Source organism: Capnocytophaga sp. oral taxon 863 str. F0517, assembly GCF_000466425.1.
Taxonomy (GTDB): Bacteria; Bacteroidota; Bacteroidia; order Flavobacteriales; family Flavobacteriaceae; genus Capnocytophaga.
In genome coordinates, this window is record NZ_KE992181.1 from 8,897 (window position 1) to 35,879 (window position 26,983).

Sequence of the window (26,983 nt, forward strand, 5' to 3'; positions counted from 1 at the left end):
AGGTTTTGCTGTCCTTGAGGGCTTCTACTTCCTTATTTTTCTTATACTTATCAGGGATAGACTTGAGGGTTTTGTCGCCTTTAGTTACTTCCAATTCTGCCTTGCCTTGTTCGTCAACAACCAACTTAATAGTGGTATCGTCCAGCACAAGAGTAGATTTCTCCATAATCTGTTGGGTCGCCTTGGCCTCCATTGCCCAGCTAAAGCGGATGCTATCCTCATAGCCTGCATTGCGGGAGAGGTTGTCCAAGCCTATCTCTACGGCATTCTTCTCACTCTCTTGGCGTTGCTGACCGAACTGCTTGCTTTCCTTGAGGAAGGTCTGCAAGAGGTTATAGCGCCTTACTAAGTCTTCCTCTTCTTTTTTCTTGTTAATAGTTACCAATCCTAAAGCCATGACATAGTCTTTGTCACGCTTTTCAGTGATTTTTTGGATTACTTCATCCAACTTAATCTCGCCAGTGAGCACCGCAGAATAGAGCTTCACACGGCGATAGCCCATCCCTTCGGAAAGGTACTTGGCGGACTCTTGTATGAGTTTCCAGCCCTCTTTGCCTACTGACTTATGCACGCGGTGGTACCAATCCACATCTATAGCGCCCCGCTGGAAGTCATCACGCGGTACGGTAGAGTATTGGGAGACAATCGTTTCCTTTTCCGCATCCATATAGTCGGTCGTATGGGCGATAAACCACCAAATAGCCTCCTTGAAGTCCTTGATCTGGAGGTAGTCCCCTATCCAGTCTGCCCAGTGTAGGGCGTAGCAAGCCACTTCCACCAAGCGCTTGTCGGTGATTTTGAGTGTATCTAAATGCGCCTTAAAGGCAGCAAAAGTATCCGTCGCGCTCGGCTGGCTCACCTCCAAGATATGGCTAAAGGTACGGCGCTTGGTAAGATCATTGCCGTAGTAATAGCCCTTAGCGAAAGGCTCCTTGCCCATACGCTCCAAGGCCTCAAAGAAGTAGTGCATGCCCTCTATCTCTTGCAGGTATCGTATATAGATAGAGGCATCGGTAGGTAGGTCTCCCCGTTGCAATTCTACTTGGAGCATACGCGTTTTGAGCTGCTCCAGCTGGGCATCGGGGAAAGTAAGCGAAGTTCTAAGCGCCTCGGGCAGTCTTCGGTAGAAGTAGTTTTCTCCTCCTTGGACTATGGTAAAGAGATCATCCTCCAAAAGGCAGAAGAACAAGAGGTCATCTGCCGAGAGTTGGCCTTTTTGGTAAAGTGTCAGAGTCAGCTCAGCCAACCCACCATTTACCCCTGGTAGGCGCTCGTGCTCACGTATCTTGGTACGTAGGGCTGTGAGCACTCCTTGGGCGTTATAGACGGTAAGGTCGTCCTTGGTTTGTTTTTGGGCATATACATAGTAAAGCAACTGCCAGAGCTTAAAGCGCTGCTCTGGGGTATAATAGTCTATATCCCCTTTTTCTCCATAGTCTATAGAGATGACAAACTCCTCAATCACCTCTGTCCAGTCCATATCGTCATAATCGCGCTCTATCTTTTCCTTGCGCTTCTCAGGCGGATAAGTAGCCAATGCATCCTCAAAGACAGAGAGCTTAAAGCTGGCCAAAAACGCTCTATCTTCGGCATAGGCCTCTCTTATAGGGGCTAAAAGGTCTTGCAAGCGACGGGCTTCACTGTCGTAATAATTTCCTACATCTCCTTGAAAGGTTACCTTAAAGTCAGGATAATAGCCTACCAAATAGCTCTTTAGCTGCTTAGGCATCTCATTCTCAAAAAAGATACCTTCACAATAGCGTATGGCGTATTCGTATTCTATCTCATTGAGCTGGTGCTTTTGGTGCCAGTCTTTCCAAAGCTTTGCTTGTGGCAGGTCATTGAGCCTATCCATAGGGGTTTCGCCTTCCTGCTCTTGGTGCTGACGCCTGATTTCTTTGCCCAAAAGAGTGGTTATGGTAGCCCCTTGATAGCCTTCGTATTGGTATTCGTAGTCTTTGTGCTTACGCCATATCACTAGTAGATCATTGAGGGCTTCGCGTACGCTCTCTACCCTTATAATTTTGTCAAAGAGGAAGCCTTTTTTCTCCTTGCGCTCCTTGTCGAACTGAGGCTGGGGCAAGACAAAAGGCGTAAGCCTATCAAAATCAATCACGCCAAATCCATTAGAGAGGTCATAGCGCTGCTCCCCTGTCTCATCAGGGTTGTAAGCGAGCTTGTCCATCAGTACCTGCTCGTTCTTGGTGAGCTTGCGAACTTTATAGGCCTCCACCTGCTCGGTTACATAATCGGTAAGCCTTTGTTCTTCCTGCAATACGGAGAGAATTTCCAAAGCTGCCAAGCGCTGGTCGGCACTCTTGGAGACAATCAGGCGGGAGGTACTGTCCTTGAGCACTGCTTCGGGCTGCTTGATAAGTAGTGCCACACTCTCCTTGCGCTGTTCCTTATTCTTGCGGGAGAGCACCTGCTCTATGGCAAGTATATCCTCATGTACCAAAGGTGTTTTTTTGAAAATCTCAAAGGCAATTTCGGCTACCATAGCCGCCTTGTCATTCAGGGCAGTACGTACTAAGGCTCGTTGCCAAGAGTCGGCTGGATATTTTTCAGGTTTCTTTTTCTTTTTCTTCTCTGCTGGACTCTCATAATAGTAACGCCCACGCCCCAATACGGGATACACATTTTGCAGGAGGTTCTGGCGCACCTCTACAGGAATTTCTGAGAGTTCTGCGGCCAAGCGCTCTTGTTGCTGCTCATTGGCCGCGCCTATGAGAAAGCGGTAGATGTCCTGTGGCCTTAGGGTAAAGCTAAGCCAACGGAAACCTACCCCCTCAAAGTATTTGCCCTCCTTAGGCAAAGCCTTGGCAGCAGCCTGCATACGGTCAAAAAGAGCCTGGGAGATGCTGCCTTCTGGAAGATTCTGTAAGAGCCAATAGTCCAAATCGGCCGCCTCACCAAAATGCGTTTCTGCATAGGTGGCTATATCTGTGTAGGTTATTTGGGTTTGCTGTACAAAGTAAAGGGTCACGATACGTCCCTCGTGGCTTGTCTGTGGATCTTGGATTGCCTTCACCGCCAAGCTCAGCGCCTGTTGTACACTGCGTACCCCCACTGCCCATAGGGCGACAAAGCGCTCTACATTGTCCTTGCTACTCACCGCTTTTTCAGTAGCTGCACGGTCGGAAAGGAAAGTTTGTGCCAGTTCCAAAATACGATTAATCACCGACTTTTGAGGCGCTTCCCAACCAAAGCCAAACCATACATCTACCGCACGTACCACACTGCTAAAGCGCGTGAGGTTGTGCTGGAGAATGACACCTATAAAGTGCTGCAAGGAGACCAAAGAGGTGCCATCCAAAGATTCCAAAATCATCTGCCTTAAGCCCTCCTGAAGCTGAGCGGCTAAAAGGAGTTGCTCCACTAAGGTACGATAGCGGCTGTCCTCCACCATCAGGGCTGCCTTAATCAGTACGGCACATACGCCCCCTATCTCGTGTTCGCTGGAGAAAATATCTTTGAAGAGTTCATAGTAAGCATCCGGATTCTCTGAAAGCACCAAAGCAAAGAACACCTCTACATCATCCTCATTATAGACTACATATTGGAATTGCTCGGCTATAAGCAATGCGCCCACCCCTGAGCTGTAATAGCTATGCAGCGTACACATCTTAGAGAGTTGTATCTCGGTATAGTCGGCAGGATTCTCCGAGCGGAAAGGGCGACGACCCCACCCTCTTTGATAGGGATAGGTTACCAAAGAGTCCCAAACGCGTTGTACGTAGGGAGCTATTTCTTTGCCAAAGAGCAGCAAGGCAAGTGCCTTTCCTTCCTTGCTCTCCCAGAGCTTATCAGGGAAGTTGTAGGAGGCAAACTCCTGTTCAAAAATACTTGACTCATCGTAGTCTATCAGGTTGGTGACATAGGCGCCCAACTTTTGGTAGGGGGCGGAGAAGGAAGCCAAGTCGGCTTCTTTAAGCTGCTTAGGCGCATGCTTGCCTAAGAACTTGTCGGCTTGTTCTTGCTTTAACATAGGGGTTAGGGGTTAATGATTAACGAATAGTGAAAAGTGAATAGAGAACAACTGAATGCTCCCTATTCACTTTTCATTTTTCACTCTTAACTTTTCACTCTCTCAATGAGTTGTGAAGTAGAGCTATCATGTTTTGCAGGCTGAGGGGCTGAAAAGTCCTTGAGGATTGTCCCGGCCAATTGCTTACCGAGTTCTACGCCCCATTGGTCATAACTATAGATATTCCATAGTACCCCTTGTACGAAGATCTTATGTTCGTATAGGGCAATGAGCTTACCAAGGCTCTCAGGGGTGAGTTTGTCAATGAGCAGGGTGGTAGTGGGTTTGTTGCCCTCGAATACCTTGAAAGGTACTAAGTGCTCGGCTACGCCCTCGGCACGTACCTGCTCTGGGGTTTTGCCATTCATGAGCGCTTCGGTCTGAGCCAGGAAGTTGGCCATGAGCTTGTCTTGGTGGTCTTGATCCCCATAGAGAGCGTGCTTGAAGCCGATAAAGTCGGCTGGAATGCGTTTGGTACCTTGGTGAATGAGTTGGAAAAAAGCATGTTGGGCATTCGTTCCTGGCTCGCCCCACACGATGGCACTGGTCTGGTAGCTGACACGCTGTCCGCTGCGGTCTATATACTTTCCGTTACTTTCCATAATGGCCTGTTGGAGGTAGGCAGGGAAGCGGTGTAGGTATTGGGTATAGGGGATAATGGCTTCGGTCTCAGCCCCATAAAAGTTGGTATACCACACAGAGAGCAAGGCTAAAAGTACCGGAAGGTTTTCCTTGAAGGGTGCGGTACGGAAGTGGGTATCCATCTTCTGAGCTCCTAAGAGAAGGGCGGCAAAGTGCTCATACCCTACCGAAAGGGCAATGGTAAGCCCCACCGCACTCCATAGGGAGAAGCGACCCCCTACCCAATCCCACATAGGGAATACATTCTCAGGGGCGATACCGAACTCATCTATCTTCTTAAGGTTGGTGGAAACGGCCACGAAGTGCTTGGCTACATCGGCTTCTTTGGCATGCTTGAGGAACCACTTTTTCACTGTAAGGGCGTTGGAGAGGGTCTCCTGTGTGGTAAAAGTCTTGGAGACAATCACAAAAAGAGTTGTCTCAGGGTTCAGGTGCTTGATCACCTCATGTACATGGTCGCCATCCACATTGCTGATAAAGTGAATGTTAAGATGGTTTTTGTAGAATTTCAAGGCTTCAGAGACCATTACAGGCCCTAAGTCTGAACCACCGATACCGATATTCACCACATCGGTAAAGGCCTTTCCGGTATAGCCCGTACGCTTGCCAGAGATAATTTCCTGCGAGAAAGTCTTGATTTTGGCTTTCACTTCCTCCACCTCTGGGATTACATTCTGCCCATCTACAAGGATTTCTTTCTCAGCCGAGCGCAAGGCAGTATGTAGTACGGCACGGCCTTCGGTAGCGTTGATCTTGTCGCCTGTAAAATACTTCTCAATGGAGGCCTTTAGGTCGCACTCTTCCGCCAACTGCAAAAGCAAATTACGGGTAGTCTCGTCCCAATTGTTCTTAGAGTAATCCACTAAGAAGTCTTCCCACTGGAGGGTGTACTTGGGGGCACGAGCTGCATCTTGGGCAAAAAGTTGTTGTAAGGTAACCTCTTTTACCTTAGCGAAATGGGCTTCTAAGGCTGCCCAAGCCTTGGTTTGTGTAGGATTCTGTGTTGCTAACATTATATTTTTAGTTTTGAATTCTAAGTTTTGAATTTTGAGTTCTAAGAGTTTTAGTCGTGACAAGTGATAAGTGACTAACTACTGACAACTGACGACTAACCACTATAGTAATTTCTTGAGTTCTTCTATATTAGGCAGTGCTTTACGTAGGGTTTCAGGCATCTCATCGGCTGTTCTAAAAGTAGCTACTCCCATAGGTTTGTCATATGTTCTCACCATATATTCGGCATAAGTCTTATCCACATCTTTACAAAGAATAATCCCTATACTGGGGTTCTCATTGGGCTTACGGACAAAATCGTCCAATATATTCAGGTAAGCATTTAGCTGACCTAAGTAAGCATTCTTGAAACTACCTGTCTTGAGTTCTATAGCTACCAAACAGGAGAGTTCTCTATGGTAAAAAAGAAGGTCTATAAAATGAGTATGCCCTAAAGCCTCTACCTGATACTGACTTCCTAAGAAAGCAAAATCACGCCCAAAAGTCATAATAAAGCACTTAATGTTTTGAACAATCTGTTGCTCTACCACTCGTTCATCTATATCCTCCATATCACGTACCCCAAGTTCCTCTACATTGATAAAGTCAAGCAGATATTCGTCTTTGAACATACTTATAGCCTTAAGAGCTTGCTGGGAGGCAGAGAGTGTCCGAACAAAGTTATTAGCCATAGCACCCTTATGCTTATATTCGTCCAATTGGATGGCTTTCTGTAAAGCACGTACAGAAAGGGATTCCTTAGCAGCTAATTCTATATAAAACAAACGCACTTCTATATCCTTTACCATACTCATAATAAACCTATGATGGGTAAAGCTAATACTCAAGAAATACTTGGTGAACTCCTCTCCACAGCTTGATAGTCGTGAAAACTTAATAATCGCATCCGTAGAATAAATGTGTTCTGTAGTCTCCTCTAATTCGACCGTCATGACGGTCGAATTAGAATTGTCTGACTCTAATTCGTCACTCGCGAGTGACGAATTATAATTATCTAACAATGAACTACTTGACCATTCTTCATAAAAGATACGCATCATTCTTATATTCGTTGCCGAGAACCCACGAAGCCCTGGCAGCTCACGTTGTAGCTGCTCGCTAATGTACTCCAAAGCGCCTGTTCCCCAATATCCCTTGCGGGTATGCTCCGATACATACTTCCCTATAGAGAAATATAGGGATAGCTGCACTGCATTGACTGCCTTTGCGGCCTTATATTGGCTTTCCAAAATGGCAGTCTTGATGGTATCAATAATAGACTTGCTAATCACCATATTAATCTTTAGTTAGTGACGAGTGACTAACAACTAATCATTGGTCACTTATCATTTGTCCTTGCAAAGATAGTCTTTTTTATGCTCTTAGCAAATGTTTTTCGGCTTTTTTTCGTATTTTTGCCAACTCAAAACTCAAAACTCATGAAGAAATTATTGCTCCTGCTCCTCCCTTTGCTTTCCTTAGCGCAGGAGAAGACCGCCCCCGATTATATCAAGACCATTATCTTTAGAACGGGCGATGACCCCTATAGTCAGTTTCCTATCGTTCCCTTAGGTAGTGGATTTACCCTCTCCTTTGATGATCTTCGTGGAGGGGAAACGGACTATTACTATACCCTAACACACTGCAACTACAATTGGGAGCCTTCTGATCTGCTCAAAAGTGAGTATCTCCGCGGCATGGATGATGTCCGCCTGAGTGACTATCGCCATTCCTACAGTACCCTACAGCCCTATACCCACTATAGCCTCTCGCTACCGAATGATGATACCGATTTTCTGCTTACGGGTAACTACCTGCTAACCATCACCAATAGTGAGCAACAACCCCTCTTCACCCGCCGCTTCGTTCTCTATAGCCCTACGGCTACGGTACAACTCGAGGTCAAGCAGCCCCGAGAGGTTAAGTATGCCGAGAGCAAGCAGTCCTTGCAGATGAAGATTACCTCCAAGTCCCTACAGTTCGTCTCCCCCAATACGGCTGTCAAGCTGGCTATCCTTCAGAACTATCGTTGGGACAATGCTATTATGAATGTACCTCCGCAATATATCTTGGGCAATGAACTAATATATAAGTACGACCGAGAGACTTCCTTTTGGGCGGGTAATGAGTATTTCTATTTCGAGAATCGCGACCTACGCTCCCCTACCTTTGGGGTGTATGCCACGCGCCGCGAGGGAGATAAATATCTCTGCCAGCTCTTTACCCAAGCGCCACGCGCTCGCCTACCCTATACCTACAACCCTGATATAGATGGGAATTTCCGCATCACAAGCGACCACGGGCGCGACAATAGCATAGAGGGCGAATACGCCTTGGTACAATTCTCCCTCGCCGCCCAGGACTTAGAGCCTACCGACCAGGTATATGTATATGGTGCCTTCTCCGACAATGCCCTCACTGAGGCTTATCGGCTTGACCTTGATGAAGAAAAAAAGGTGTATGTGGGGAATGTGTATCTAAAGCAGGGGTTCTATAACTATAAGTTTGCCCTTAAGCGCCACGGCCAGGCCGACTACAATGCCATCGGGGGCAACTTCTACCAAACGGAAAATACCTATACCGTGCTGGTCTATTACCGCGACACCGCTGACCGCTACGACCGTGTCATCGGTATGGGAAGCCTACAGAGCACACAGGTAACGAGGTAATATGCCAATGAGTCAATTTGTTAATTAGCAATCCGAATGCCTCACTATATGACATGCACGAACATTTCCAAAGACGTAATGATAAAGGTAAAATGAACAACAAAACACCGATGAGCGCTATAATAGCCTCATCGGTGTCCTGCGACGAGCGCTCACTCGCCTTGCTCAAGAGATTGAGCCTAAAGTATATGAATATCAATTCCTTTTATAACCTGAAAATATCCTCTGTAGCAACTCCCAGCTCTGGAAATATTACCGAATGGATCACATCTCCCTCTACAATAGGGGGAAGGGCTCGATATTGACCATTCTCCAATACAAATTGGGTGATCTCCTTATCAGTAGGGCGTACCACCCAATACTCTGATACCCCTGAATCTTGATAGAGTTCGTACTTATAGCGCATCTCTTTCTTAGAATTACCTGAGGATAGGATCTCTATAATAAGATCAGGCGCCCCTGAGCAGCGCTTGTCATTCTCTAACTTCTTAGGGTCACATACCACACAGAGATCAGGCTGCACGACACTATCTTCCAAACCATTTTTATTTCTTAACACTACATCAAAAGGTGCTGAAAAGAGCTGACAAGTTTTCCCTTTAAAATAGTTATAAAGTTCCCCTGTAAGGTTTCTAGCTATTTTCTGGTGAGAGACAGCAGGTGCTGGACTCATTTTAAAAATCTTCCCTTTGAGGATCTCCAATCGCTCCTTGAGCTGCCAATGTATATAATCAGTATAGGTATAAAGCCCATGGGCAAGGTCTAACTGGTCTATATTCGTGATTACAGTACTCATGATACATTGTTTTATGGATTACCAAGGGCAAAGATAAGAAAATTAGTAAAAAACGAAAAGTGAAAAGTGAAGAACTTTTCGCTCTTCGCTTTTCACTTTTAATTTTTCACTTAAAACGTGATTGGCCCAGAGAAGGTCGTGGTGGTGCTCTCTATACGATTTTCACCACTATAAACCTCTATCTTGAGCTTGAGTTTGCGCTCGGTAACAAAGGCCTGATGCATCTTGATAAAGAGGGTTCCGCTGACCATACCTTGCTTACTCAAGTGGATATCAGGATTCCCTACAACCTCTATCTTTGCTTGCTTAGGTGCTACGATCTTAAAGGTAAGGTGATCGAAGTCCTGGGTGGTCTTATTGATAATCTTGTAGGTATAGACATTGGAAATAATATCGCCTTCTTTTTGGTAGAGCTGACCTGGAAGTCGTAGGATATTGGCCTGTACATCGCTACGCAAGAAGAGCAAGCCAATAAGGATACCTATGAGTATCGTAAGTACCGAGGCATAGCCTTTCATACGTGCAGTGAATCGGAAAGGCTCCTTTTTGGCGATTTCCTCTTCACTGGCAAAGCGGATAAGCCCCTTTGGCATACCGGACTTGACCATCACTTCATCACAAGCATCTATACAAGCGGTACAGTTCACACACTCCAGCTGCGTTCCGTTACGAATGTCTATATTGGTCGGACACACATGCACACACTGGAAACAGTCGATACAATCGCCATGCCCCATGGCCTGTCTGTCCTCATTCTTACGGAATTTCTTTCGGCCTTTTTCGCCCTCACCACGCTTGTAGTCATAGGCCACCACGATGGACTTGTTGTCCAAGAGTACCCCCTGCAAGCGCCCATAAGGACAGGCTATGATACATACTTGTTCGCGAAACCAGGAGAATACAAAGTAGAAAACCCCAGTGAAGATTAGCAGTGCGATAAAGGTGTTGAGGTGTTTTAGTGGCCCTTCCTTGATCTCTACCAAGAGCTGATCACTACCAATAAGGTAAGCCAAAAAGACATTGGATACCACAAAGGAAATCAGAAAGAAAATGAACCACTTAAGTCCTTTTTTACGGATTTTCTCTCCATCCCAAGCCTGTTTGTCCAATTTCATTTGGGCATTGCGATCCCCTTCTATGGCATACTCCACTCGGCGAAAGACCATTTCCAAAAAGATAGTCTGTGGACAGATCCACCCACAGAAAATACGCCCAAAGGCCACCGTAAAGAGCAGGATAAAGACCACTCCTATAATCATAGATAGCACAAAAAGGTAAAAATCCTGTGGCCAAAAGGGAAAACCAAAGATATTAAACCTTCGCTCTAAAATATTGAAGAGTAAAAACTGATTCCCATCTATCTTTAGAAAAGGAGAGACAAAGAAGATAGTCAGTAGCAGATAGCTCACATACTTGCGATACTGGTAGTAGCGCCCCTTAGGCTTCTTCGGAAAAGCCCATACACGCTTTCCGGAAGTATCTACCGTACCTATAGAATTACGAAAGGATTCTTGTTCCATAACACATAAGTTAAAAACTTACTGCAAATTTACGTATTCTTTTTATGTTCTTTAGCTTTCCTACCTACTTTTTTTCCCAACAGACGAAATTTATAATCATTCTATTCTTAAGAGAAAATCTATTTCGATATAGGAATTTTCTATAACAATCGTTATTCATTGGTCATTGGCTTCACTGCTTTTAGGATCAACTCTAAGCTCTTTCTCCCTTGCCACTCATTTTCAGTTAGTTGGTAAGCAATGGTAAGAGGCTGTCCGCTTCCTATAAGTGATTCTTGGTAACCCAAGCCAAAACCTACCGCTACAAAATCATGATTACTCTTAGGATCGGTCAGGATCATACGCAAATGAGAGAAGTCTTTGCCTATCCTACGTACTTGCTTGGCCAAGACTCCATGGGCATAGAAGACTGGATCCATATTCTCCGGGCCAAATGGAGCTAATTTCTGAAGCTCATGATAAAAATCGTAAGTGATGTCCGACAAGGATAGTTCCGCACTTAGGGTAAGTAGAGGCATGCGATAGGAGAGAGGAAGGTCTCGGGCTACTACCTTCTGGAATTGTTTCTTGAAGTTCTGATAATGCTCTGGCCGTAGGGTCATCCCCGCAGCTGCCTTATGACCCCCATATTGGATCAGGTACTGCTTACACTTGCCCAAGGCCTTATAGAGGTCATACCCTTCTACCGAACGTGCCGAGCCGGATAGTACGTCCCCACTTCGGGTAAAGACAATCGTCGGGCGGTAATAATGCTCCATAAGCCGAGAGGCGACAATCCCAATGACTCCTTTGTGCCAAGTCTCTGAAAAAACTACTGTCGCCGGAGCTTCCTCATCATGAGCCTCCGCTACCTGAGCATAGGCCTCCTCGAAGATGTCTTTGTCTAAGCTCCTGCGCTGCTGGTTGAGTTGTTCTATTTTCTCGAGTATAGAAGGATCTTGCCCTATAAGTAGAGCGATGGCCATATTGGCATGTGCCATCCTTCCTGCAGCATTGATTCGTGGTGCGGCTACAAAGACCAAGTCCCTCACCTCTATAGGGCGCTTGGCTGTAGCCAAAAGCTGATCCAGTACAGGGGTGGGAATATTCGGATCATTGATACGCCGAAGCCCCTCGGCTACTAGCACGCGGTTCTCTCCGGTCAGGGGGACTATATCTGCACAAGTGGCCAAGGCCACTAAGTCCAAGTAAGTATAGGCTGCCTCTTGGGGTAGAGAAAACCGTTCGCACAAGGCCTGAACCAACTTAAAGGCAATTCCCGCTCCACAAAGCTCTTTGCAGGAGTACCGATGGACATCTTGTTTTGGATACCGATGGGCATCTAACTTAGGGTTAAGCACTGCAAAAGCCTGTGGCAATTCCTTTGATGGGGTATGGTGATCCGTCACAATCACTCTTATTCCATACTTCTTGGCATAAAGCACCATCTCATGTGCCTGAATCCCACAGTCAAGGGTAATGATTAGCTTCACATCATGAGCAACAGCATAGTCTATCCCTGCCTGCGACACTCCATAGCCCTCCTTATACCTATCGGGTACATAAGTAAGCACAAAAGGATATGGAGGTACCCCTGGTGTATCCGGATAGACTTTCTTTAGAAATAAGTAGAGTATCGAAACAGCACAAGTGCCATCTACATCATAATCCCCATAGATGAGTATCCGCTCTTTACGTTCTATAGTTGCACTTATCTCATCTACAGCCCTGAGCATATTGCTCATCAAGGTTGCTTCACTTAGTCTTTTAAGTGTTACCCCATCCGGCTTTTTAAGTGTGGGGGAGAAATATTCCTTAACCCGAAATACACTCTCAAGGCCTCGCTGTAGTAGCAGGCAAGCCATCACCCTATGCCATGGGAGTAAGTTCCTTGGAAAAAGAGATTCCGCTAAGGCCGTTATGGCCGACTCTGACGGCTCTGGAAGATACTCCCAGCGGAGCCTACTCGGCATTGTAAGGATGTTCTTCTGAATTAAAGAACAACTTAATGTGTACGGTGGCAAACTGGCGGAACATAGCGATCACCCCACAGTATTTCTCTACCGAAAGGCTCACCACATGAGTGATTTGCTCCACATCCAAGTCTGCCCCTTCAAAGTAGTAATTGACCGTTACTTCCTCATAGATACGCGGATGGTTTTTGGCCAATTTCCCTTGTACATCCAAGGTAAAGTTGTCCAATTCTATCTGCTTTTTCTTAAGCAAGGCCAATACATCAAGGCCGGTACAGCCAGCCAAAGCCGATAGCATCAAGGCTTTGGGGTGCATCCCATTGTTTTCTCCCCCGTTCTCAGGAGTCGTGTCGATAAAAAATGAATTGCCACTGGGGTTGGTGGAGGTGAACTGCATGTCTCCTTCCCAATAGACGGTTACTTCGTGCATGTATGTTTGATATTAGTTCTTTATTTTTTCTTAGGACTACAACCGGCCATGGTGGTAATCTGGATAGCCTCGGTCGGTGCCAAATATTGATTACGAGTCACCACTTCTGCGACCGTATTGCGAGCAAAGTCCTCAAAGGCTTTGGCCAATGGGGTACCTTCCTGCAGGGCGGCAGGGCGCCCCACATCGCCGGATTCGCGAAGGCTCTGTACCAAAGGAATTTCGCCCAACAGCGGGGTATCGGTACGTTCGGCTAAGGATTTTACACCTTCCTTACCAAAGATATAGTACTTGTTCTCTGGCAATTCCGCAGGGGTGAAGTAGGCCATATTCTCCACCAAGCCCAATACAGGTACATTGATGGTCTCTTGGCGGAACATCGCTATTCCCTTGCGAGCATCGGCCAAGGCAACGTTCTGAGGGGTACTCACCACCACTGCGCCGGTAATAGGCAAGGCTTGCATGATACTCAGGTGGATATCGCCTGTCCCTGGAGGTAGGTCGATAAGCAAGAAATCCAGCTCCCCCCAGTCGGCATCAAAGATCATTTGATTGAGAGCCTTGCTGGCCATAGGGCCTCGCCAGATAACCGCTTGATCGGGATGAGTAAAAAAGCCTATAGAAAGGATCTTCACTCCATAGTTCTCCACAGGCTTCATCTTCGAGCGGCCATTCACTTCTACTGAGGCAGGGCGCTCCTCTTGTACGTCAAACATCATAGGAATGGATGGCCCGTAGATATCCGCATCCAAGAGACCTACCCGAAAGCCCATCTTGCGCAAGGCAATGGCTAAGTTGGCCGTAATGGTGGACTTACCCACTCCTCCTTTGCCGGAGGCAACAGCGATAATATTTTTGATCCCTTCTATGGGTTTTCCTTTTATTTCATTTTTATCCGAAGCGGGAGCTGCCTCCACAGTGATATTCACTTTCACCTTTGCCTTTTCATATACCTCGGCATGAATGGCTTTCATGATCTCTACCTCTACCTTTTTCTTAGCCTGTAAGGAAGGGTTGGAGATGGTGGCATCTACCACCACCTCATCACCGAAAATCACGATATTCTTCACCACCCCCGCATCAATAAGGTTGCCCCCCTCTCCTGGAGAGGTGATTTTGCGAAGGGCTTCTATTACTTGAGATTTTAATAAAGTCATAATACTAATTTTTTAATTTGCCAATCTGACAATTGACTCATTAGCTAATTGACAAAAACTTCCCTCCGACCCTTCGAAGGCCGAATGAAAGTTCTGTTTTTATAGGATTCGTCCCAACCCTTAACTGTTTTTCTCTTGCAGTCTCTTAAGTTCTTCACTACGCTGTTGGATCTCAGCCTCGGAGGGAATGTCTCTCTTTTCTGTTCCACGCTCTGGCTCCTGTCCGTCCTTCATCGCATCCTTGAACTCACGGATACCACCACCAAGCCCGCGCATCAACTCTGGAATCTTCTTTCCTCCGAAGAACAACAAGGCTACCGCTATAATAATGATTACCTGAGGAGCACCTATCACTCCTAAGAAAATATGATTTGCTAACATAACTTTTTTTGAGTGCAAAGATACGAGATTTTTTTTATATCTGTACGAAAAACTCGTATTTTTGATATACCTTTGTAAAAAATTAATCCACCATTCGTTATTAGTCATTAATCATTGGTCATTAGTCATTATTATGAAGCGTTCCACCATTTACCTATTCATTGCCCTACACATAGAGGTTGCCCTGATTTTTGCAGGTCTTACCCTCCTTCTCTTTACTTATTTGAGAGGAGAACCGGGCAGCATTCCTATAATGACCAACATCCTACCTGCCTCTTTGATTTCTTTTTCCTTGGGTTACCTCGCTGGGGAGTACCTTCCTTGGGCGAAGCTACCGCCTTGGGCGCGATTTTGGTTAGGCCTTGGGGTGTTCTATGCTATTTTTGTTATAAGCAGCCTCTTAGGATTCTATGTGATGGGGCTGATATATGGAAACCTATCTGATGATTATTGGCGATTATTCTATGTTTTTTTCTTATTTACAAGTATCCTTATCTTGCTCATCGGATGCGTATTAGGCACTGCCCTTAGTAGATTGAGAAAGTTTTGAGTTTTGAAAACTATAAGAATATGATTTAGCCTACTCAAAACTTTTCCTTGATTTCACCCTCAAAATGTTGTATCTTTGCACTTTCCTATCAGCGGTCAGTAACTGAATACTGACAGCTCCAAATTCAAAACTAAAAACTTACTAATGACTTTTAAAGAACGATTTAGCAAAATCATACATGGCAAATGGCTCTTCAAGTATAGAGTCGTGATCATGAACGAAGCCTCCTTGGAGGAGGTCAAAACCTTTCGCCTGAACCGCCTCAATGTCTTTGTCTATAGCGGCCTATTCGCTATCCTGATGATTACCCTCACTATCTTGGTAATTATCTATTCGCCGCTTAGGCAATATATATTAGGCTTCTCCGAGGCTGACCAGCGCAAACAAATTGTCGATCTTACCTTCCATACCGATTCGCTCCAGCAACGTATCATGAGCAACGATGCTTATTTCCTTTCCCTCCAAAAGGTACTCACCGGAGATATAGAGCCCGAGAAAATCAATAAAGACTCTATCCTAAACGCGATCCAACAAGTTCCCACTGAAGTGAATCTCCAAGCGAGCGAAGAGGAAATGAATCTCCGAGCCGATGTGGCCGAGGAAGAGCGTTACAATGTCTTTGCCTCCGCTACGGCTAATACCCAAAAGTCCTTTTTCCCTCCTGTAGAAGGGGTTCGATCTGAGGAGTTCAAGGCCGACAAACGCCATTACGGCATTGACCTCTCTGCTCCGGAAGGCACTCCCGTGAAGGCCGTCAATGAAGGTACCGTGGTCTTTGCTGAATGGTCAGCACAAACAGGCTTTGTCCTGGTCATCGAACACCCCCATAACTTTGTCTCTGTCTATAAGTACAATGCTGCAAGCACCAAGCAAGCGGGCGATAAGGTACGTGCTGGAGAGGTCATCGCTCAGGTAGGCCATGCCGCTGGACACTCCTTAGGCACCCACCTACACTTTGAGCTATGGCACGAAGGCTATCCGGTGGATCCGCTCAACTATATGAATTTTAAATAACCACACCATGAGTCTAAAGAGCTTTATCGCCCGTAAGTGGGCTTCTTACATACGCAAACAAATAGACCGCTGGGCGGCCAACCCTATCGCAACCCAAGAGAATGTCTTCCGCTCTATTATCCAAAAGGCCAAGCATACCGCTTTCGGTCGTGATCACCACTTTGAGCAGATTCACTCCTACGAGGATTTCGTTCGCCAAGTGCCTATCCGCGATTATGAGGCATTGGCTCCCTATATAGAGCGCGTAAAAAAGGGAGAAGAAAACATCCTTTGGCCGGGCAAACCGCTCTACTTTGCCAAAACCTCTGGCACCACCAGCGGAGCGAAGTATATCCCCCTAACCAAAGAATCTATGCCGTACCATATCCAGGCGGCTCGCAATGCCATTATGTGCTATATCGCTGAAACAGGCAAGGCGGATTTTGTCTCAGGCAAGATGATCTTCCTACAAGGGAGCCCTATCTTGGAAAAGAAGAATGGCATCCGCCTGGGTAGGCTGTCGGGTATCTCCGCACACTATGTGCCTAAATACCTGCAAACCAACCGTATGCCTTCGTGGAAAACCAACTGTATAGAGGACTGGGAAACGAAGATTGATGCCATCGTGGAGGAGACCATTCATGAGAATATGACCCTTATCAGTGGGATCCCCCCTTGGGTACAGATGTATTTCGAGCGCCTCCAGCAGAAATCCAAAAAGACAGTGGGGGAACTCTTCCCTAATTTTCAGCTGTTTATCTATGGAGGGGTCAATTACGAACCCTACCACCAAAAATTCGAACACCTCATCGGCCGCAAGGTAGATAGCGTGGAGCTATACCCTGCCAGCGAAGGCTTCTTCGCTTATCAGGATACGCAAACGCAAAAGGGGATGTTGCTACTGCTAAACGCAGGTATTTTCTACGAGTTCATCGAAGCAGATACTTTCTTTAGTGAAAACCCCAAGCGTATCTCCCTCAAGGACGTACAGCTGGGCGTGAATTACGTGCTTATTGTCTCCACCAATGCAGGCTTATGGGGCTACAACATGGGCGATACGGTGATGTTCACCTCCCTTAAGCCCCATCGCATTGTAGTAACAGGGCGTATCAAGCACTTTATATCAGCCTTTGGCGAACATGTCATCGCCAAGGAAGTAGAAGAAGCCCTCGCCGAGACCCTTGCCCAACAAGGAGGTGAAGTGAGCGAATTTACCGTAGCGCCGCAGGTCAATCCCCCCGCAGGAGAACTCCCCTATCATGAGTGGTTCATCGAGTTCGAGCAAGCCCCCAAGGATATGGAGGCTTTCGCCCATACACTTGACCAAGCCTTGCAAGCGCAAAACAGCTATTACAAAGACCTGATAGAAGGCAAGGTGCTCCAGCGCCTACACATTACCCCCGTGGCCAAAGGCAGCTTCGCTCAATACATGAAATCCCAAGGCAAGTTAGGAGGTCAGAACAAAACCCAACACCTGGCTAACGACCGCAGCATTGCAGACAAACTCAAAAATCTTGACTTATGAACACAACCATCTCACCAACCATAGAACCTCACTTTATTATAGACAAACAAGGGAATAAGACATTTGCCATACTCCCTATAGACGATTATAACTACCTGATAGAGGACTATAATCATCTAAAAAGTATCCTCAACTATGAGGAGGAGCATATTCCTAATGAGGACACCATAAAAGCCATAGAGCAAGGCTTAGAAGAGAAAAAGAATGGGCTTTTAAAAGGTTACACCGATATTCATCAAATGTTTGCAGACATCCTAAACGACGAAGAAGATGACGAACAATGAGAATGAGGACAAATCATATACTATATTTCCCTCCACTACCTACAAAAAGGAACTAAAGAAATACAAGAAGAGCCCTGAAAGGATTAAAGCTATATTGGAAATTGTTTGTATCCTTTCTGAAAAAGGCTCTGAGGGTATTCCCCCACAGAAGAGACCTCATCCCTTAACAGGAAACTACAAAGGCTCCTTAGAGTGTCATATTGAACCTGATTTACTATTGATTTGGACACAAGATGATGAGAATAGAGAAATTGTCCTACAGAGAATAGGAAGCCATTCAGACCTATTTAATTGAAATACTAGTCATTAGTCACTAATCACTTGTCATTATCGTCCCTCTGCTGGTGCGTTTCTTGTTCTTCAAAAGGGGATCTTTTAGATTTTGAAAATCCGCTATATTACAAAAAGAAAATTATAAAAGAGAGACTTAATAAGGATATCCTTATAGAATATTGTTACAAAAATAATTTAGCTGTAAGGGACTCTTCTTTTTTTAGTTCTGACAAAGAATGTATGTTTATAAGAAGAAATATTATAAAAGGATAATATTAGGTAATGCTTCCCCCACTGACACGTTTCTTGCAACTCGTACCCACAATACTAAGAGCTTGTAGTCGAAAAATAACAATCTATAAAAGAACGATATGTCAAAGAAAGAACTTACCAAGAAAAGAATCTGTTTTGTCCTTTATGGATATAAGATAGACGCATTAACTCTTTTTGATAAACTTCTTCCTTTTTATGAAGAGAAAAATTACCCTTTAAAATCCGTAAGATATGACTTTTTGAAGGATAAAAGTTATAGAGATGAAAAGCTATCTATTCTAAAGTTTCAAGAAAAGAGAAAAAAATCAGATTATAACACAGCTGAAAATTACAGTTCTTTTAATGTTTTTCTTGCTGATAAGCAAGCTGAACCTCTTACTAGACACTATTCATTAAGTTATAATGAGGAAACTATAATACTAATGTTTGATGCTGTTTATGGAAAAGATGATATCATGTTTTTCTTTAAAGAAACCCTCTCTTTTTTATTGAAAGATACTACAGCTTCATTAGGCTATCTGTTTTGTCAAGAGGGTTGGACTACTTATGCTTCTGGAGATGGATATGCAGAACATCAAATGCCTCTTTATAAAGGAAATTCAAAGATGTGGGAAAAATTCTTTTATTCTGATGAATTTCCTCATATCAAAAATAGATATCGCCATATCTACCTCCAAAATATTCTATCGACATATCACGTGGAAGAAATGTTTGATGGGATACCTTTTATTCAATGGGTAGAAAAGAATGCTTATGGAACGGTTGAGAAAATAGGAAAAGAAAATTGGTTATGGTGCATACCTGAAGAGAAACAACACGAGATTCAAGTAATTTTCTATGACAAAGGATTACTTATAGGGGTTGATAGAGAATAGTTCCGTATTGTCTCAAATATACTCTTAAAACCTCCCCGCTGGCGCGTTTTTTGTAACTCGTGCCCACAAAGCTAAGAGCTTGTAGTTCTATAACCAACTGAGAAAGCGCTACTTTTAGGCAGTGAATTAGAGAGTGATAAGACACGAACGACATGCGCTCACTAGCAGTAGAAACAAGTGAAGTGTGAAAAAGTATCACTTATCACTTGTCGTTGGTCATTCGTCACTAGTTACTTGTCACTAGTCATTCGTCACTAGTCGTTACCTCCCCATATACACCAGCAATATGCTTATATCCGCTGGCGACACCCCACTGATACGAGAGGCTTGGGAGAGGGTCGTTGGGCGTATCTTCTTGAGCTTTTCCCGTGACTCGAAGGAGAGGGAAGTAAGTTTGTCATAATTGAAGTTTTCAGGTATACGGATATCCTCCAAGCGATTGAGTTTGTCCGCATTGTTCTTCTCTTTCTCTATATAACCGGCGTATTTGATTTCTATTTCCGTGTTCTCAAGCACTTCCTTACTAAGTTGTTGAGAATCGACAAACTCCTTTACTTGAGGAAGTTCCATAAAATCGGTTATGGTAATATTGGGACGTGCCAGCACCTTCGCCATCTTATCCCCCTGCTTCATAGGAGAAGAGTCATACTTGGCCAAAAGCGGATTGGCCTCTTCGGGGGTAATACTCGTCTCTTTGAAGAACTGTACAAAGGCGGCTGTTTTCGCCTCTTTCTCTTCCAATAGGCGCATACGTTCTTCTGTAGCCAATCCCAAGGCATAGCCCATAGGGGTCAGGCGTGCATCAGCATTGTCCTGCCTGAGCAGCGTGCGGTATTCAGCACGGGAGGTGAACATACGGTAAGGCTCTTCGGTACCCTTGGTGATAAGGTCATCTATCAGTACCCCTATATAAGCCTCGTTGCGCTTAAGCACAAAGGGCGATTGCTCTTGCACCTTACGGGAGGCATTGATACCTGCGATAAGTCCTTGCGCTCCTGCTTCTTCGTAGCCTGTCGTTCCATTGATTTGACCGGCAAAAAAGAGATTTTCCACCAGCTTAGTCTCCAAGGTTGCTTTGAGCTGGGTAGGAGGAAAATAATCGTACTCTATAGCGTAACCAGGGCGGAGAAACTTCACCTGCTCGAAACCTGCTACCTTGCGCAAGGCCTCGTATTGTATCTCTTCAGGAAGAGAGGTGGAGAACCCATTGACGTACATCTCTACCGTATGCCAGCCTTCGGGTTCTACAAAGATCTGATGGCGATCCTTATCGGCAAAGCGGTTGATCTTGTCTTCTATAGACGGACAATAGCGCGGCCCCACTCCCTGAATACGACCGGTAAACATAGGGGAGCGGTCAAAACCTGTACGCAATATATCATGTACCTGCTCGCTGGTATAGGTCATATAACAATCCAGCTGATGCGCAAGAGGCTTCGTTAGTGGTAAGTAAGAGAATTTCTCAGGGTTTTCATCCCCTGGTTGGGAAGTCATCTTGGAATAGTCCAAAGAACGTCCATCCACCCTCGGAGGTGTCCCTGTTTTCATACGACCGGCCTCGAACCCATGGGCGACCAAGCACTCGGTGATACCTGTGGCTGCCTTCTCCCCTGCCCTACCTCCTCCGAGTGTCTTCAGGCCAATATGCAATACCCCATTGAGGAAAGTACCGTTGGTCAGTACCACACTCTTGGCGCGAATCGTACGTCCCCAAGAGGTCTTGACCCCGGTGACCTTGTCTGCTTCTATAAGTAGCTCGGTGACCATCTCCTGAAGAAAATCAAGCAAAGGAAGCTGCTCGAGCTGCAAGCGCCAAGCCTCCGAGAAGCGCATGCGGTCGCTTTGGGCGCGAGGACTCCACATGGCAGGGCCTTTGGACTTGTTGAGCATCTTGAACTGAATGGCCGTTTGGTCGGTAATAATACCCATATAGCCCCCTAGGGCATCGATCTCACGAACGATCTGCCCCTTGGCGATGCCCCCTACCGCAGGGTTGCAGGACATCTGTGCCACATTTTGGAGTTGCATGGTGATAAGGAGGGTCTTGGCCCCTGTATTAGCGGCGGCGGCAGCCGCTTCACAGCCAGCATGCCCCCCACCGACTACTATAACGTCGTACATTTTTTTAATTGTTAATTAGTTCTGCTTTCCACTTAGCAATAAAGGCAGGCTTGGTGCCTCCTTCTTTCTGGGCGCAGAGATAGGTTTCTACCAAGGTTTTTTCAGGGTTTAGGAAGTGAGCATGGCTTTTGTATCCCTGCATGGTATCGCCAAGGAAGGTCTCGGAGAGAAAGTTGATATCATATTCTCGAATCACCCACTGGCGATGGTCTTGCTCACGCATCATATCCAAAGCCCACTGGGTATATTTCACGTTATTGACATGGGAATTGACATCCAAGTCGCTCACTCTCACCTTGAAGTCTCCCACATGGATCATCTCCTCTGGCAGCAATACACGTTCGGTTTGCATCTGGATTCCTCCATCTCGGCGAGGGTGAAAGAGGTCTTGACGGTCGGTCATATCAATAGGCCGGCGAGAGGCTATATCCATCGTAATCCAAGTGGAGGCACTCTCTCCTATCTTACGATCCCCTACATAGAGTTCGAACTGGCGGAAGGCATGCACCCCCTGAACAGGCAAAGACCAAGTATGAATGGTTACCCGCTCGTTCCACTCAGGCCACTCATACATCTTAAGTTTCTGCTGAATCAGTGCCCAGAAAAAGCCCTGCTTGATCAAGTCCTTATAGCCAAAACCTAAGGAAGCGGCATGTTCCGCGGCTATATCTTGCAACATCCCCAATACACCATAGAGGCCTAATTGGTTGTTCAAATTCACTTGGGTGCTACGCACTTTGTAGGTTTCTGTAAAAATTGTCATAGTCTCAGTTGTTAGTGATTAGTTGTTAGTGGTTAGTGATTAGTTTTATGACTTGTCATTTGTCACTTGTCATTTGTCACTTGTCACTTATCACTTATCACTTGTAATTATTTTGGTATTCCCCCAGTACCTTGAGGTCTTCACTCATGACCTCCAGCAGGCGAAGCGCTTCCTTATATTGCTGATAGTCAGGAAAAGTACCCTCTACAAAAAAGGCATATTTCCAAGGGGTTTCGATCACTGGGAGGGATTGGATTTTGGTCATATTGATTTGGTAATCCCTCAGCACATTCAGTACAGTAGCCAGGCTTCCACTTTGGTCATAGAGTTGGAACTTAAGAGTCGCCTTATTGAGCCCTTCCTTAGAGATATAAGGGTCTTTTGGGGCAAGCACTACAAAGCGGGTGGCATTCTGCTTGATGGTCTGTATGCCCTGGGCTAAGATCTCTAAGCCATAAAGCTCAGCTGCTGAAGTGGAGGCAATGGCAGCAACCGCCTTGAGTTGTCCTTGTTGTATCTCCTTGGCAGCTTGGGCAGTATTGGTAGCCTCTACCAACTTGATATGAGGATAGTCCTCAAAGAAATCCTTGCACTGCAAAAGCGCCATATAGTGAGAATGTACCTCCTTAATATCAGCGAGGGTCTGCCCTGGCAGTGCCATGAGGTGGTGCTGAATGTTCATATAGCACTCTCCTGCTATATAGAGGTTGTTGCGGTCAATTAGTGCATAGTTGGGCAAGATAGCTCCAGCGATACTATTTTCGATAGCCATCAGTCCATACTGGGCTGCTCCACTAAGGACAGCCTTGACCACCGCATCGAAAGAGCGACATTCTAAGATGGCTATTCCCTTACCGAAGTAGTCCAAAGCGGCTTGATGGTGGAATGAAGCAATTGTTCCTTGTATGGCAATCATAATATCAATTGTTAATTATCAATTGTTAATTGTTATTTCCCTTGTTGGTACAAGCCAAAGTACTGAGTAGTTACAAACTTTGAATAATTGACAATTGACAATTGACAATTATCTGTTGTTACTAAAGTAAATCAGTTTTCTCCTATATACGGTTAGGAGTTTGGATTTGGAGATAAAGCCAATGTATTTCCCCTCCTTGACCACGGGTAGGTTCCAAGCCCCTGTATTTTGAAATTTGTCCATCACTTGGTTCATGGTATCCTCGCCCATGTGAATCAGGGCGGGAGGTGGCTGCATCATCTCCAAGACGGAGATCTTTTCATAGAGTTCTTTCTCAAAGATCAGGTGGCGAATATCATCCAGAAGGATGACCCCTTCCAAACTACCTTTTTCTCTATCCAATACAGGAAAGATATTGCGGGAAGACTCTCTAACGGCCTGATAGACCACTCCCTTGAGGTTCATATCGATATAGACGGGGATGAAATTGGTCTCTATCACCTGCCCCATATCCATAAGGGTTAGGATGGCTTGGTCTTTGTCCTGATTGACCAATTCTCCTTTGCGCCCCAGCTCCATGGTATAGATGGAATATTTGTTAAAGTACTTTGCAATAGAGAAAGACACCACCGCCGTGACCATCGCAGGCACAAAGAGCGCATAGCCCCCGGTTACCTCTGCGATGAGGAAGATAGCGGTCAGTGGTGCATGGAGTACTCCAGTCATCAGGGCAGTCATCCCCACTAAGGTAAAGTTAGCCAAAGGCAACTTATGCGAGAGCCATTCTATCTGGTTGATTATACGAGCAAAACAATTGCCCATCACCCCTCCCATAAAAAGCATAGGGGAGAAAATACCTCCTACCCCACCGGCTCCAAAAGTGACCGAGGTGGCCACTACCTTGGAGAAAGCCAAGCCTGCCAAGAGCAGGATGATAATCCAAGGATTCTGCAAGTCCCAACCAAAGATATTGTCGCCCAAGGAAAGTTCCGGGTGGCCTTCCTTGAGGTGGTTGATTACCTCATGTCCTTCTCCATAGAGGGGAGGCATCAGAAAAACTAGCAAACCTAAAATAGCGCCTCCTATCAGAATACGCATATAGGGGGCCGAAAACTGTGCAAAAAACCGATTGACCCGCTCATAGACAAAGGTGAAGTAGGCCGACATAAAGCCACCTACCACTCCCAAAAGCAGATAGAAAGGAATATTGCGCATCAGAAAGCTCGCACTGACCTGAATAGGCAATAGGGCTGCGTTGCCAAAGAACAAATAGGAGGTCAGCACTCCCGAGAGGGAAGCTAAAAAGAGGGGCAACAGCGATGAGAGGGTCAGGTCTAAGCCGAAAACCTCTATCGCAAAAAGAATACCCGCCAGTGGCACCTTAAAAATCGCTGCCAAAGCCGCTGCACAAGCACAGGCCAGTAGCAACATGCGATCGGACTGGTTGATATGGAACAGGCGCGCTATCTGGGAGCTAATGCCTGCTCCGGTGACCACCATAGGTCCTTCCAGCCCTACCGAACCTCCAAAACCGATGGTAATAGGGGCTGTTAGCAAGCTGCCATAGGACTGGAAACGCTTCATTATCCCTTTCTGCTTGGCCACCGCATAGAGGATGGAGGGAATCCCGTGACTGACTTCCTTACGGATTATATATTTCTTTACTAGATAAACCAAGAGAAAACCTACCGCTGGAAAAACTACATAAAATCCATAGTTGATATAGCGGATGATATTCCCCACCAAAACCGCCTCAATGAAGTGTGTGAGCGAGCGCATCGCTAAGGCCGCAAAGCCCGTAGCGACCCCTACCAACCCACAAAGCAGCAGTATAAACTGCTTATGGGTGAGGTATTGTGTTTTCCATTGTAGGAATTTTATATACCAACGTTGCGCTGTTGTCTTCATTGTAGTTTTGGGCTGTGAGTTCTGAATTTTGAGTTATCTATGTTAGTCACTAGTCATTAGTCACTATTTAAACTCTTTCTCGTGGCGTTTGCGTTCGTTTTCATCCAAATAAATTTTTCTAAGACGCATATTCTTAGGGGTTACCTCTACATATTCGTCTTTTTGGATGTATTCGAGGGCTTCTTCGAGGGAAAACTTGATAGGCGGAGCGAGTTTCACCTTCTCATCAGATCCGGCAGCACGTACGTTGGTGAGTTTTTTGGTTTTGGTTACATTGACCACCATATCCCCACTACGGGAGTTTTCTCCGATTACCTGTCCGGTATAGATATCCTCTCCTGGGAAGATAAAGAAGCGCCCTCTGTCCTGGAGCTTATCCAAGGAATAAGGAATGGCAGTACCTTGCTCCATAGAGATGAGCGATCCGTTGATACGCCCTGGTATTTCCCCTTTGAAGGGCTGAAACTCCAAGAAGCGGTGGTGCATAATCGCCTCTCCGGCAGTTGCCGTTAGGATTTGATTTCTTAGCCCAATGATCCCGCGAGAAGGAATGAGGAACTTGATCACCATGCGATCCCCCTTAGGCTCCATACTAAGCATTTCCCCTTTGCGGAGGGTAACAAAATCGACCGCCTTTCCGCTCACATTCTCCGGTAGGTCTATAGTAAGCTCCTCTACAGGTTCGCACTTCACTCCATTGATTTCCTTAATAATTACCTGGGGCTGACCTATTTGTAGTTCGTAGCCCTCACGACGCATAGTCTCGATAAGGACAGAGAGGTGCAGTACGCCTCGGCCATAGACTACAAACTTATCAGCACTATCGGTAGGCTCCACCCTTAGGGCGAGGTTCTTTTCCAATTCGCGCTCAAGGCGTTCCTTAATATGTCGGGAGGTTACAAATTTCCCATCCTTGCCGAAGAAAGGCGAGTCGTTGATGGTAAAGAGCATACTCATGGTAGGCTCATCGATAGCGATGGTAGGCAGGGCTTCAGGGTTTTCGAAATCGGCAATGGTATCCCCAATATCGAATCCTTCAAGACCGGCAATGGCACAGATGTCTCCGGCCTGTACCTCTTCCACTTTCTTACGCCCTAGGCCGTCAAAGATATGGAGTTCGCGTATTTTAGACTTTACGATAGAGCCATCGCGCTTTACCAAAGAGACATTCATCCCTGCCTCGAGGGTACCGCGGTGTAAGCGCCCGATGGCGATACGTCCGGTAAAGGTAGAATAGTCTAAGGAAGTAATAAGCATTTGGAGACTTCCTTGGGTCACCACTGGGGCAGGAATGTGTTCCACTACCATATCCAAAAGCGGTTCGAGAGAAGTGGTAGGCTTGCGCCAGTCATCGGACATCCAGTTTTGCTTGGCAGAACCATATACGGTAGGGAAATCCAGCTGCCAGTCCTCGGCACCGAGCTCGAACATAAGGTCGAATACCGCCTCATGTACCTCCTCGGGAGTACAGTTTTCCTTATCTACCTTGTTGATCACCACAATAGGTTTGAGTCTCATTTCGATAGCCTTCTGAAGAACGAAACGAGTCTGAGGCATAGGCCCCTCGAAGGCATCCACCAAAAGAAGTACCCCATCGGCCATATTGAGCACACGCTCCACCTCTCCACCGAAGTCGGCGTGGCCGGGAGTGTCTATAATATTGATTTTTGTCCCCTTGTAATTGACTGAAACATTCTTAGAGAGAATCGTGATCCCGCGTTCGCGCTCCAAATCATTGTTATCCAAGATCAATTCGCCCGTTTCTTGATTGTCGCGAAAGAGCGCGCAGTGATGTAAGATTTTATCTACTAAGGTTGTCTTTCCGTGGTCAACATGCGCAATAATGGCTATGTTTCTAATAGCTGTCATATCATTTTTTTTAGGGCGCAAAAATACAAAAAAGTTTTTAGTTTTTAGTTTTTAGTTTTTAGTTTT

Annotated in this window: 21 protein-coding genes; 7 read left to right on the plus strand and 14 right to left on the minus strand. The window is 45.8% G+C overall.

Annotated elements, in window-relative coordinates; translation table 11 throughout:
- The 3 genes from HMPREF1551_RS12515 to HMPREF1551_RS12525 all read right to left on the minus strand — a co-directional run.
- Positions 1-3,988 (minus strand): DUF5724 domain-containing protein (locus HMPREF1551_RS12515; RefSeq protein WP_021629543.1); only part of this gene is annotated, 3,988 nt, incomplete at its 3' end.
- 86 nt (positions 3,989-4,074) lie between these two features.
- The gene (gene pgi, locus HMPREF1551_RS12520) at positions 4,075-5,682 is read right to left on the minus strand and encodes a glucose-6-phosphate isomerase (RefSeq protein WP_034544721.1); all 1,608 of its coding nucleotides are present in this window, start codon (positions 5,680-5,682) and stop codon (positions 4,075-4,077) included.
- Between the two features lie 102 nt (positions 5,683-5,784).
- Positions 5,785-6,957, minus strand: coding sequence for a YhcG family protein (locus tag HMPREF1551_RS12525; RefSeq protein WP_021629545.1), 1,173 nt, complete (start codon positions 6,955-6,957; stop codon positions 5,785-5,787).
- A gap of 144 nt (positions 6,958-7,101) precedes the next feature.
- On the opposite strand from HMPREF1551_RS12525, the gene HMPREF1551_RS12530 reads away from it, so the two are divergent.
- Positions 7,102-8,331, plus strand: coding sequence for a DUF5103 domain-containing protein (locus tag HMPREF1551_RS12530; protein WP_034544722.1), 1,230 nt, complete (start codon positions 7,102-7,104; stop codon positions 8,329-8,331).
- A 205-nt stretch (positions 8,332-8,536) separates the two neighbouring features.
- Here the strand turns inward: HMPREF1551_RS12530 and HMPREF1551_RS12535 are convergent, their stop codons facing one another.
- From HMPREF1551_RS12535 to HMPREF1551_RS12560, 6 genes are all read right to left on the minus strand, one after another.
- Entirely contained in the window at positions 8,537-9,127 is a 591-nt protein-coding gene (locus HMPREF1551_RS12535; protein WP_021629547.1) for a Uma2 family endonuclease, read from the minus strand.
- A gap of 110 nt (positions 9,128-9,237) precedes the next feature.
- Positions 9,238-10,647, minus strand: coding sequence for a cytochrome c oxidase accessory protein CcoG (ccoG, locus tag HMPREF1551_RS12540; RefSeq protein ID WP_021629548.1), 1,410 nt, complete (start codon positions 10,645-10,647; stop codon positions 9,238-9,240).
- Between the two features lie 152 nt (positions 10,648-10,799).
- Positions 10,800-12,599, minus strand: coding sequence for a single-stranded-DNA-specific exonuclease RecJ (recJ, locus tag HMPREF1551_RS12545; RefSeq protein WP_021629549.1), 1,800 nt, complete (start codon positions 12,597-12,599; stop codon positions 10,800-10,802).
- Complete coding sequence (locus tag HMPREF1551_RS12550; RefSeq protein WP_021629550.1) at positions 12,589-13,029, minus strand: OsmC family protein; 441 nt, start codon at positions 13,027-13,029, stop codon at positions 12,589-12,591. Before HMPREF1551_RS12550 ends, recJ begins: the two co-directional genes overlap by 11 nt.
- Positions 13,030-13,049: 20 nt before the next feature.
- Positions 13,050-14,186, minus strand: coding sequence for an Mrp/NBP35 family ATP-binding protein (locus HMPREF1551_RS12555; protein ID WP_021629551.1), 1,137 nt, complete (start codon positions 14,184-14,186; stop codon positions 13,050-13,052).
- A gap of 120 nt (positions 14,187-14,306) precedes the next feature.
- Complete coding sequence (locus HMPREF1551_RS12560; protein WP_034544725.1) at positions 14,307-14,567, minus strand: twin-arginine translocase TatA/TatE family subunit; 261 nt, start codon at positions 14,565-14,567, stop codon at positions 14,307-14,309.
- Between the two features lie 133 nt (positions 14,568-14,700).
- On the opposite strand from HMPREF1551_RS12560, the gene HMPREF1551_RS12565 reads away from it, so the two are divergent.
- From HMPREF1551_RS12565 to HMPREF1551_RS12590, 6 genes are all read left to right on the plus strand, one after another.
- Positions 14,701-15,117, plus strand: coding sequence for a hypothetical protein (locus HMPREF1551_RS12565; RefSeq protein WP_021629553.1), 417 nt, complete (start codon positions 14,701-14,703; stop codon positions 15,115-15,117).
- A 144-nt stretch (positions 15,118-15,261) separates the two neighbouring features.
- Positions 15,262-16,131 (plus strand): M23 family metallopeptidase, encoded by an 870-nt coding sequence (locus HMPREF1551_RS12570; protein ID WP_021629554.1) that lies wholly within the window; start codon positions 15,262-15,264, stop codon positions 16,129-16,131.
- 7 nt (positions 16,132-16,138) lie between these two features.
- Entirely contained in the window at positions 16,139-17,635 is a 1,497-nt protein-coding gene (locus HMPREF1551_RS12575) for a GH3 auxin-responsive promoter family protein (RefSeq protein ID WP_021629555.1), read from the plus strand.
- Positions 17,632-17,919, plus strand: a complete 288-nt coding sequence (locus HMPREF1551_RS13255) for a hypothetical protein (protein ID WP_021629556.1) — start codon at positions 17,632-17,634, stop codon at positions 17,917-17,919. The genes HMPREF1551_RS12575 and HMPREF1551_RS13255 overlap by 4 nt, the downstream gene beginning before the upstream one ends.
- Positions 17,906-18,214 (plus strand): type II toxin-antitoxin system YafQ family toxin, encoded by a 309-nt coding sequence (locus HMPREF1551_RS12585; protein ID WP_021629557.1) that lies wholly within the window; start codon positions 17,906-17,908, stop codon positions 18,212-18,214. Before HMPREF1551_RS13255 ends, HMPREF1551_RS12585 begins: the two co-directional genes overlap by 14 nt.
- 349 nt (positions 18,215-18,563) lie before the next feature.
- Positions 18,564-19,340 (plus strand): hypothetical protein, encoded by a 777-nt coding sequence (locus HMPREF1551_RS12590; protein ID WP_021629559.1) that lies wholly within the window; start codon positions 18,564-18,566, stop codon positions 19,338-19,340.
- Positions 19,341-19,601: 261 nt separating this feature from the next.
- Here the strand turns inward: HMPREF1551_RS12590 and mnmG are convergent, their stop codons facing one another.
- From mnmG to typA, 5 genes are all read right to left on the minus strand, one after another.
- Positions 19,602-21,461 carry a tRNA uridine-5-carboxymethylaminomethyl(34) synthesis enzyme MnmG gene (mnmG, locus tag HMPREF1551_RS12595; RefSeq protein ID WP_021629561.1) on the minus strand — a complete coding sequence of 620 codons (1,860 nt, stop codon included), beginning with the start codon at positions 21,459-21,461 and terminating at the stop codon, positions 19,602-19,604.
- A gap of 4 nt (positions 21,462-21,465) precedes the next feature.
- A complete protein-coding gene (locus tag HMPREF1551_RS12600) occupies positions 21,466-22,224 on the minus strand; it encodes an acyl-[acyl-carrier-protein] thioesterase (RefSeq protein ID WP_021629562.1) in 759 nt (252 codons plus the stop codon).
- A gap of 97 nt (positions 22,225-22,321) precedes the next feature.
- Positions 22,322-23,140 carry a prephenate dehydratase gene (locus tag HMPREF1551_RS12605; RefSeq protein ID WP_021629563.1) on the minus strand — a complete coding sequence of 273 codons (819 nt, stop codon included), beginning with the start codon at positions 23,138-23,140 and terminating at the stop codon, positions 22,322-22,324.
- 108 nt (positions 23,141-23,248) lie between these two features.
- The gene (locus tag HMPREF1551_RS12610; protein WP_021629564.1) at positions 23,249-25,048 is read right to left on the minus strand and encodes a chloride channel protein; all 1,800 of its coding nucleotides are present in this window, start codon (positions 25,046-25,048) and stop codon (positions 23,249-23,251) included.
- A 63-nt stretch (positions 25,049-25,111) separates the two neighbouring features.
- Complete coding sequence (gene typA, locus HMPREF1551_RS12615; protein ID WP_021629565.1) at positions 25,112-26,917, minus strand: translational GTPase TypA; 1,806 nt, start codon at positions 26,915-26,917, stop codon at positions 25,112-25,114.
- Positions 26,918-26,983: the final 66 nt, after the last annotated feature.

Bases quoted from the DNA above. Each gene is read 5' to 3' on its own strand.
- pgi (WP_034544721.1), bottom strand. From the start codon at position 5,682: ATGTTAGCAACACAGAATCCTACACAAACCAAGGCTTGGGCAGCCTTA.
- HMPREF1551_RS12525 (WP_021629545.1), bottom strand. From the start codon at position 6,957: ATGGTGATTAGCAAGTCTATTATTGATACCATCAAGACTGCCATTTTG.
- HMPREF1551_RS12530 (WP_034544722.1), top strand. From the start codon at position 7,102: ATGAAGAAATTATTGCTCCTGCTCCTCCCTTTGCTTTCCTTAGCGCAG.
- HMPREF1551_RS12535 (WP_021629547.1), bottom strand. From the start codon at position 9,127: ATGAGTACTGTAATCACGAATATAGACCAGTTAGACCTTGCCCATGGG.
- ccoG (WP_021629548.1), bottom strand. From the start codon at position 10,647: ATGGAACAAGAATCCTTTCGTAATTCTATAGGTACGGTAGATACTTCC.
- recJ (WP_021629549.1), bottom strand. From the start codon at position 12,599: ATGCCGAGTAGGCTCCGCTGGGAGTATCTTCCAGAGCCGTCAGAGTCG.
- HMPREF1551_RS12550 (WP_021629550.1), bottom strand. From the start codon at position 13,029: ATGCACGAAGTAACCGTCTATTGGGAAGGAGACATGCAGTTCACCTCC.
- HMPREF1551_RS12555 (WP_021629551.1), bottom strand. From the start codon at position 14,186: ATGACTTTATTAAAATCTCAAGTAATAGAAGCCCTTCGCAAAATCACC.
- HMPREF1551_RS12560 (WP_034544725.1), bottom strand. From the start codon at position 14,567: ATGTTAGCAAATCATATTTTCTTAGGAGTGATAGGTGCTCCTCAGGTA.
- HMPREF1551_RS12565 (WP_021629553.1), top strand. From the start codon at position 14,701: ATGAAGCGTTCCACCATTTACCTATTCATTGCCCTACACATAGAGGTT.
- HMPREF1551_RS12570 (WP_021629554.1), top strand. From the start codon at position 15,262: ATGACTTTTAAAGAACGATTTAGCAAAATCATACATGGCAAATGGCTC.
- HMPREF1551_RS12575 (WP_021629555.1), top strand. From the start codon at position 16,139: ATGAGTCTAAAGAGCTTTATCGCCCGTAAGTGGGCTTCTTACATACGC.
- HMPREF1551_RS13255 (WP_021629556.1), top strand. From the start codon at position 17,632: ATGAACACAACCATCTCACCAACCATAGAACCTCACTTTATTATAGAC.
- HMPREF1551_RS12585 (WP_021629557.1), top strand. From the start codon at position 17,906: ATGACGAACAATGAGAATGAGGACAAATCATATACTATATTTCCCTCC.
- HMPREF1551_RS12590 (WP_021629559.1), top strand. From the start codon at position 18,564: ATGTCAAAGAAAGAACTTACCAAGAAAAGAATCTGTTTTGTCCTTTAT.
- mnmG (WP_021629561.1), bottom strand. From the start codon at position 21,461: ATGTACGACGTTATAGTAGTCGGTGGGGGGCATGCTGGCTGTGAAGCG.
- HMPREF1551_RS12600 (WP_021629562.1), bottom strand. From the start codon at position 22,224: ATGACAATTTTTACAGAAACCTACAAAGTGCGTAGCACCCAAGTGAAT.
- HMPREF1551_RS12605 (WP_021629563.1), bottom strand. From the start codon at position 23,140: ATGATTGCCATACAAGGAACAATTGCTTCATTCCACCATCAAGCCGCT.
- HMPREF1551_RS12610 (WP_021629564.1), bottom strand. From the start codon at position 25,048: ATGAAGACAACAGCGCAACGTTGGTATATAAAATTCCTACAATGGAAA.
- typA (WP_021629565.1), bottom strand. From the start codon at position 26,917: ATGACAGCTATTAGAAACATAGCCATTATTGCGCATGTTGACCACGGA.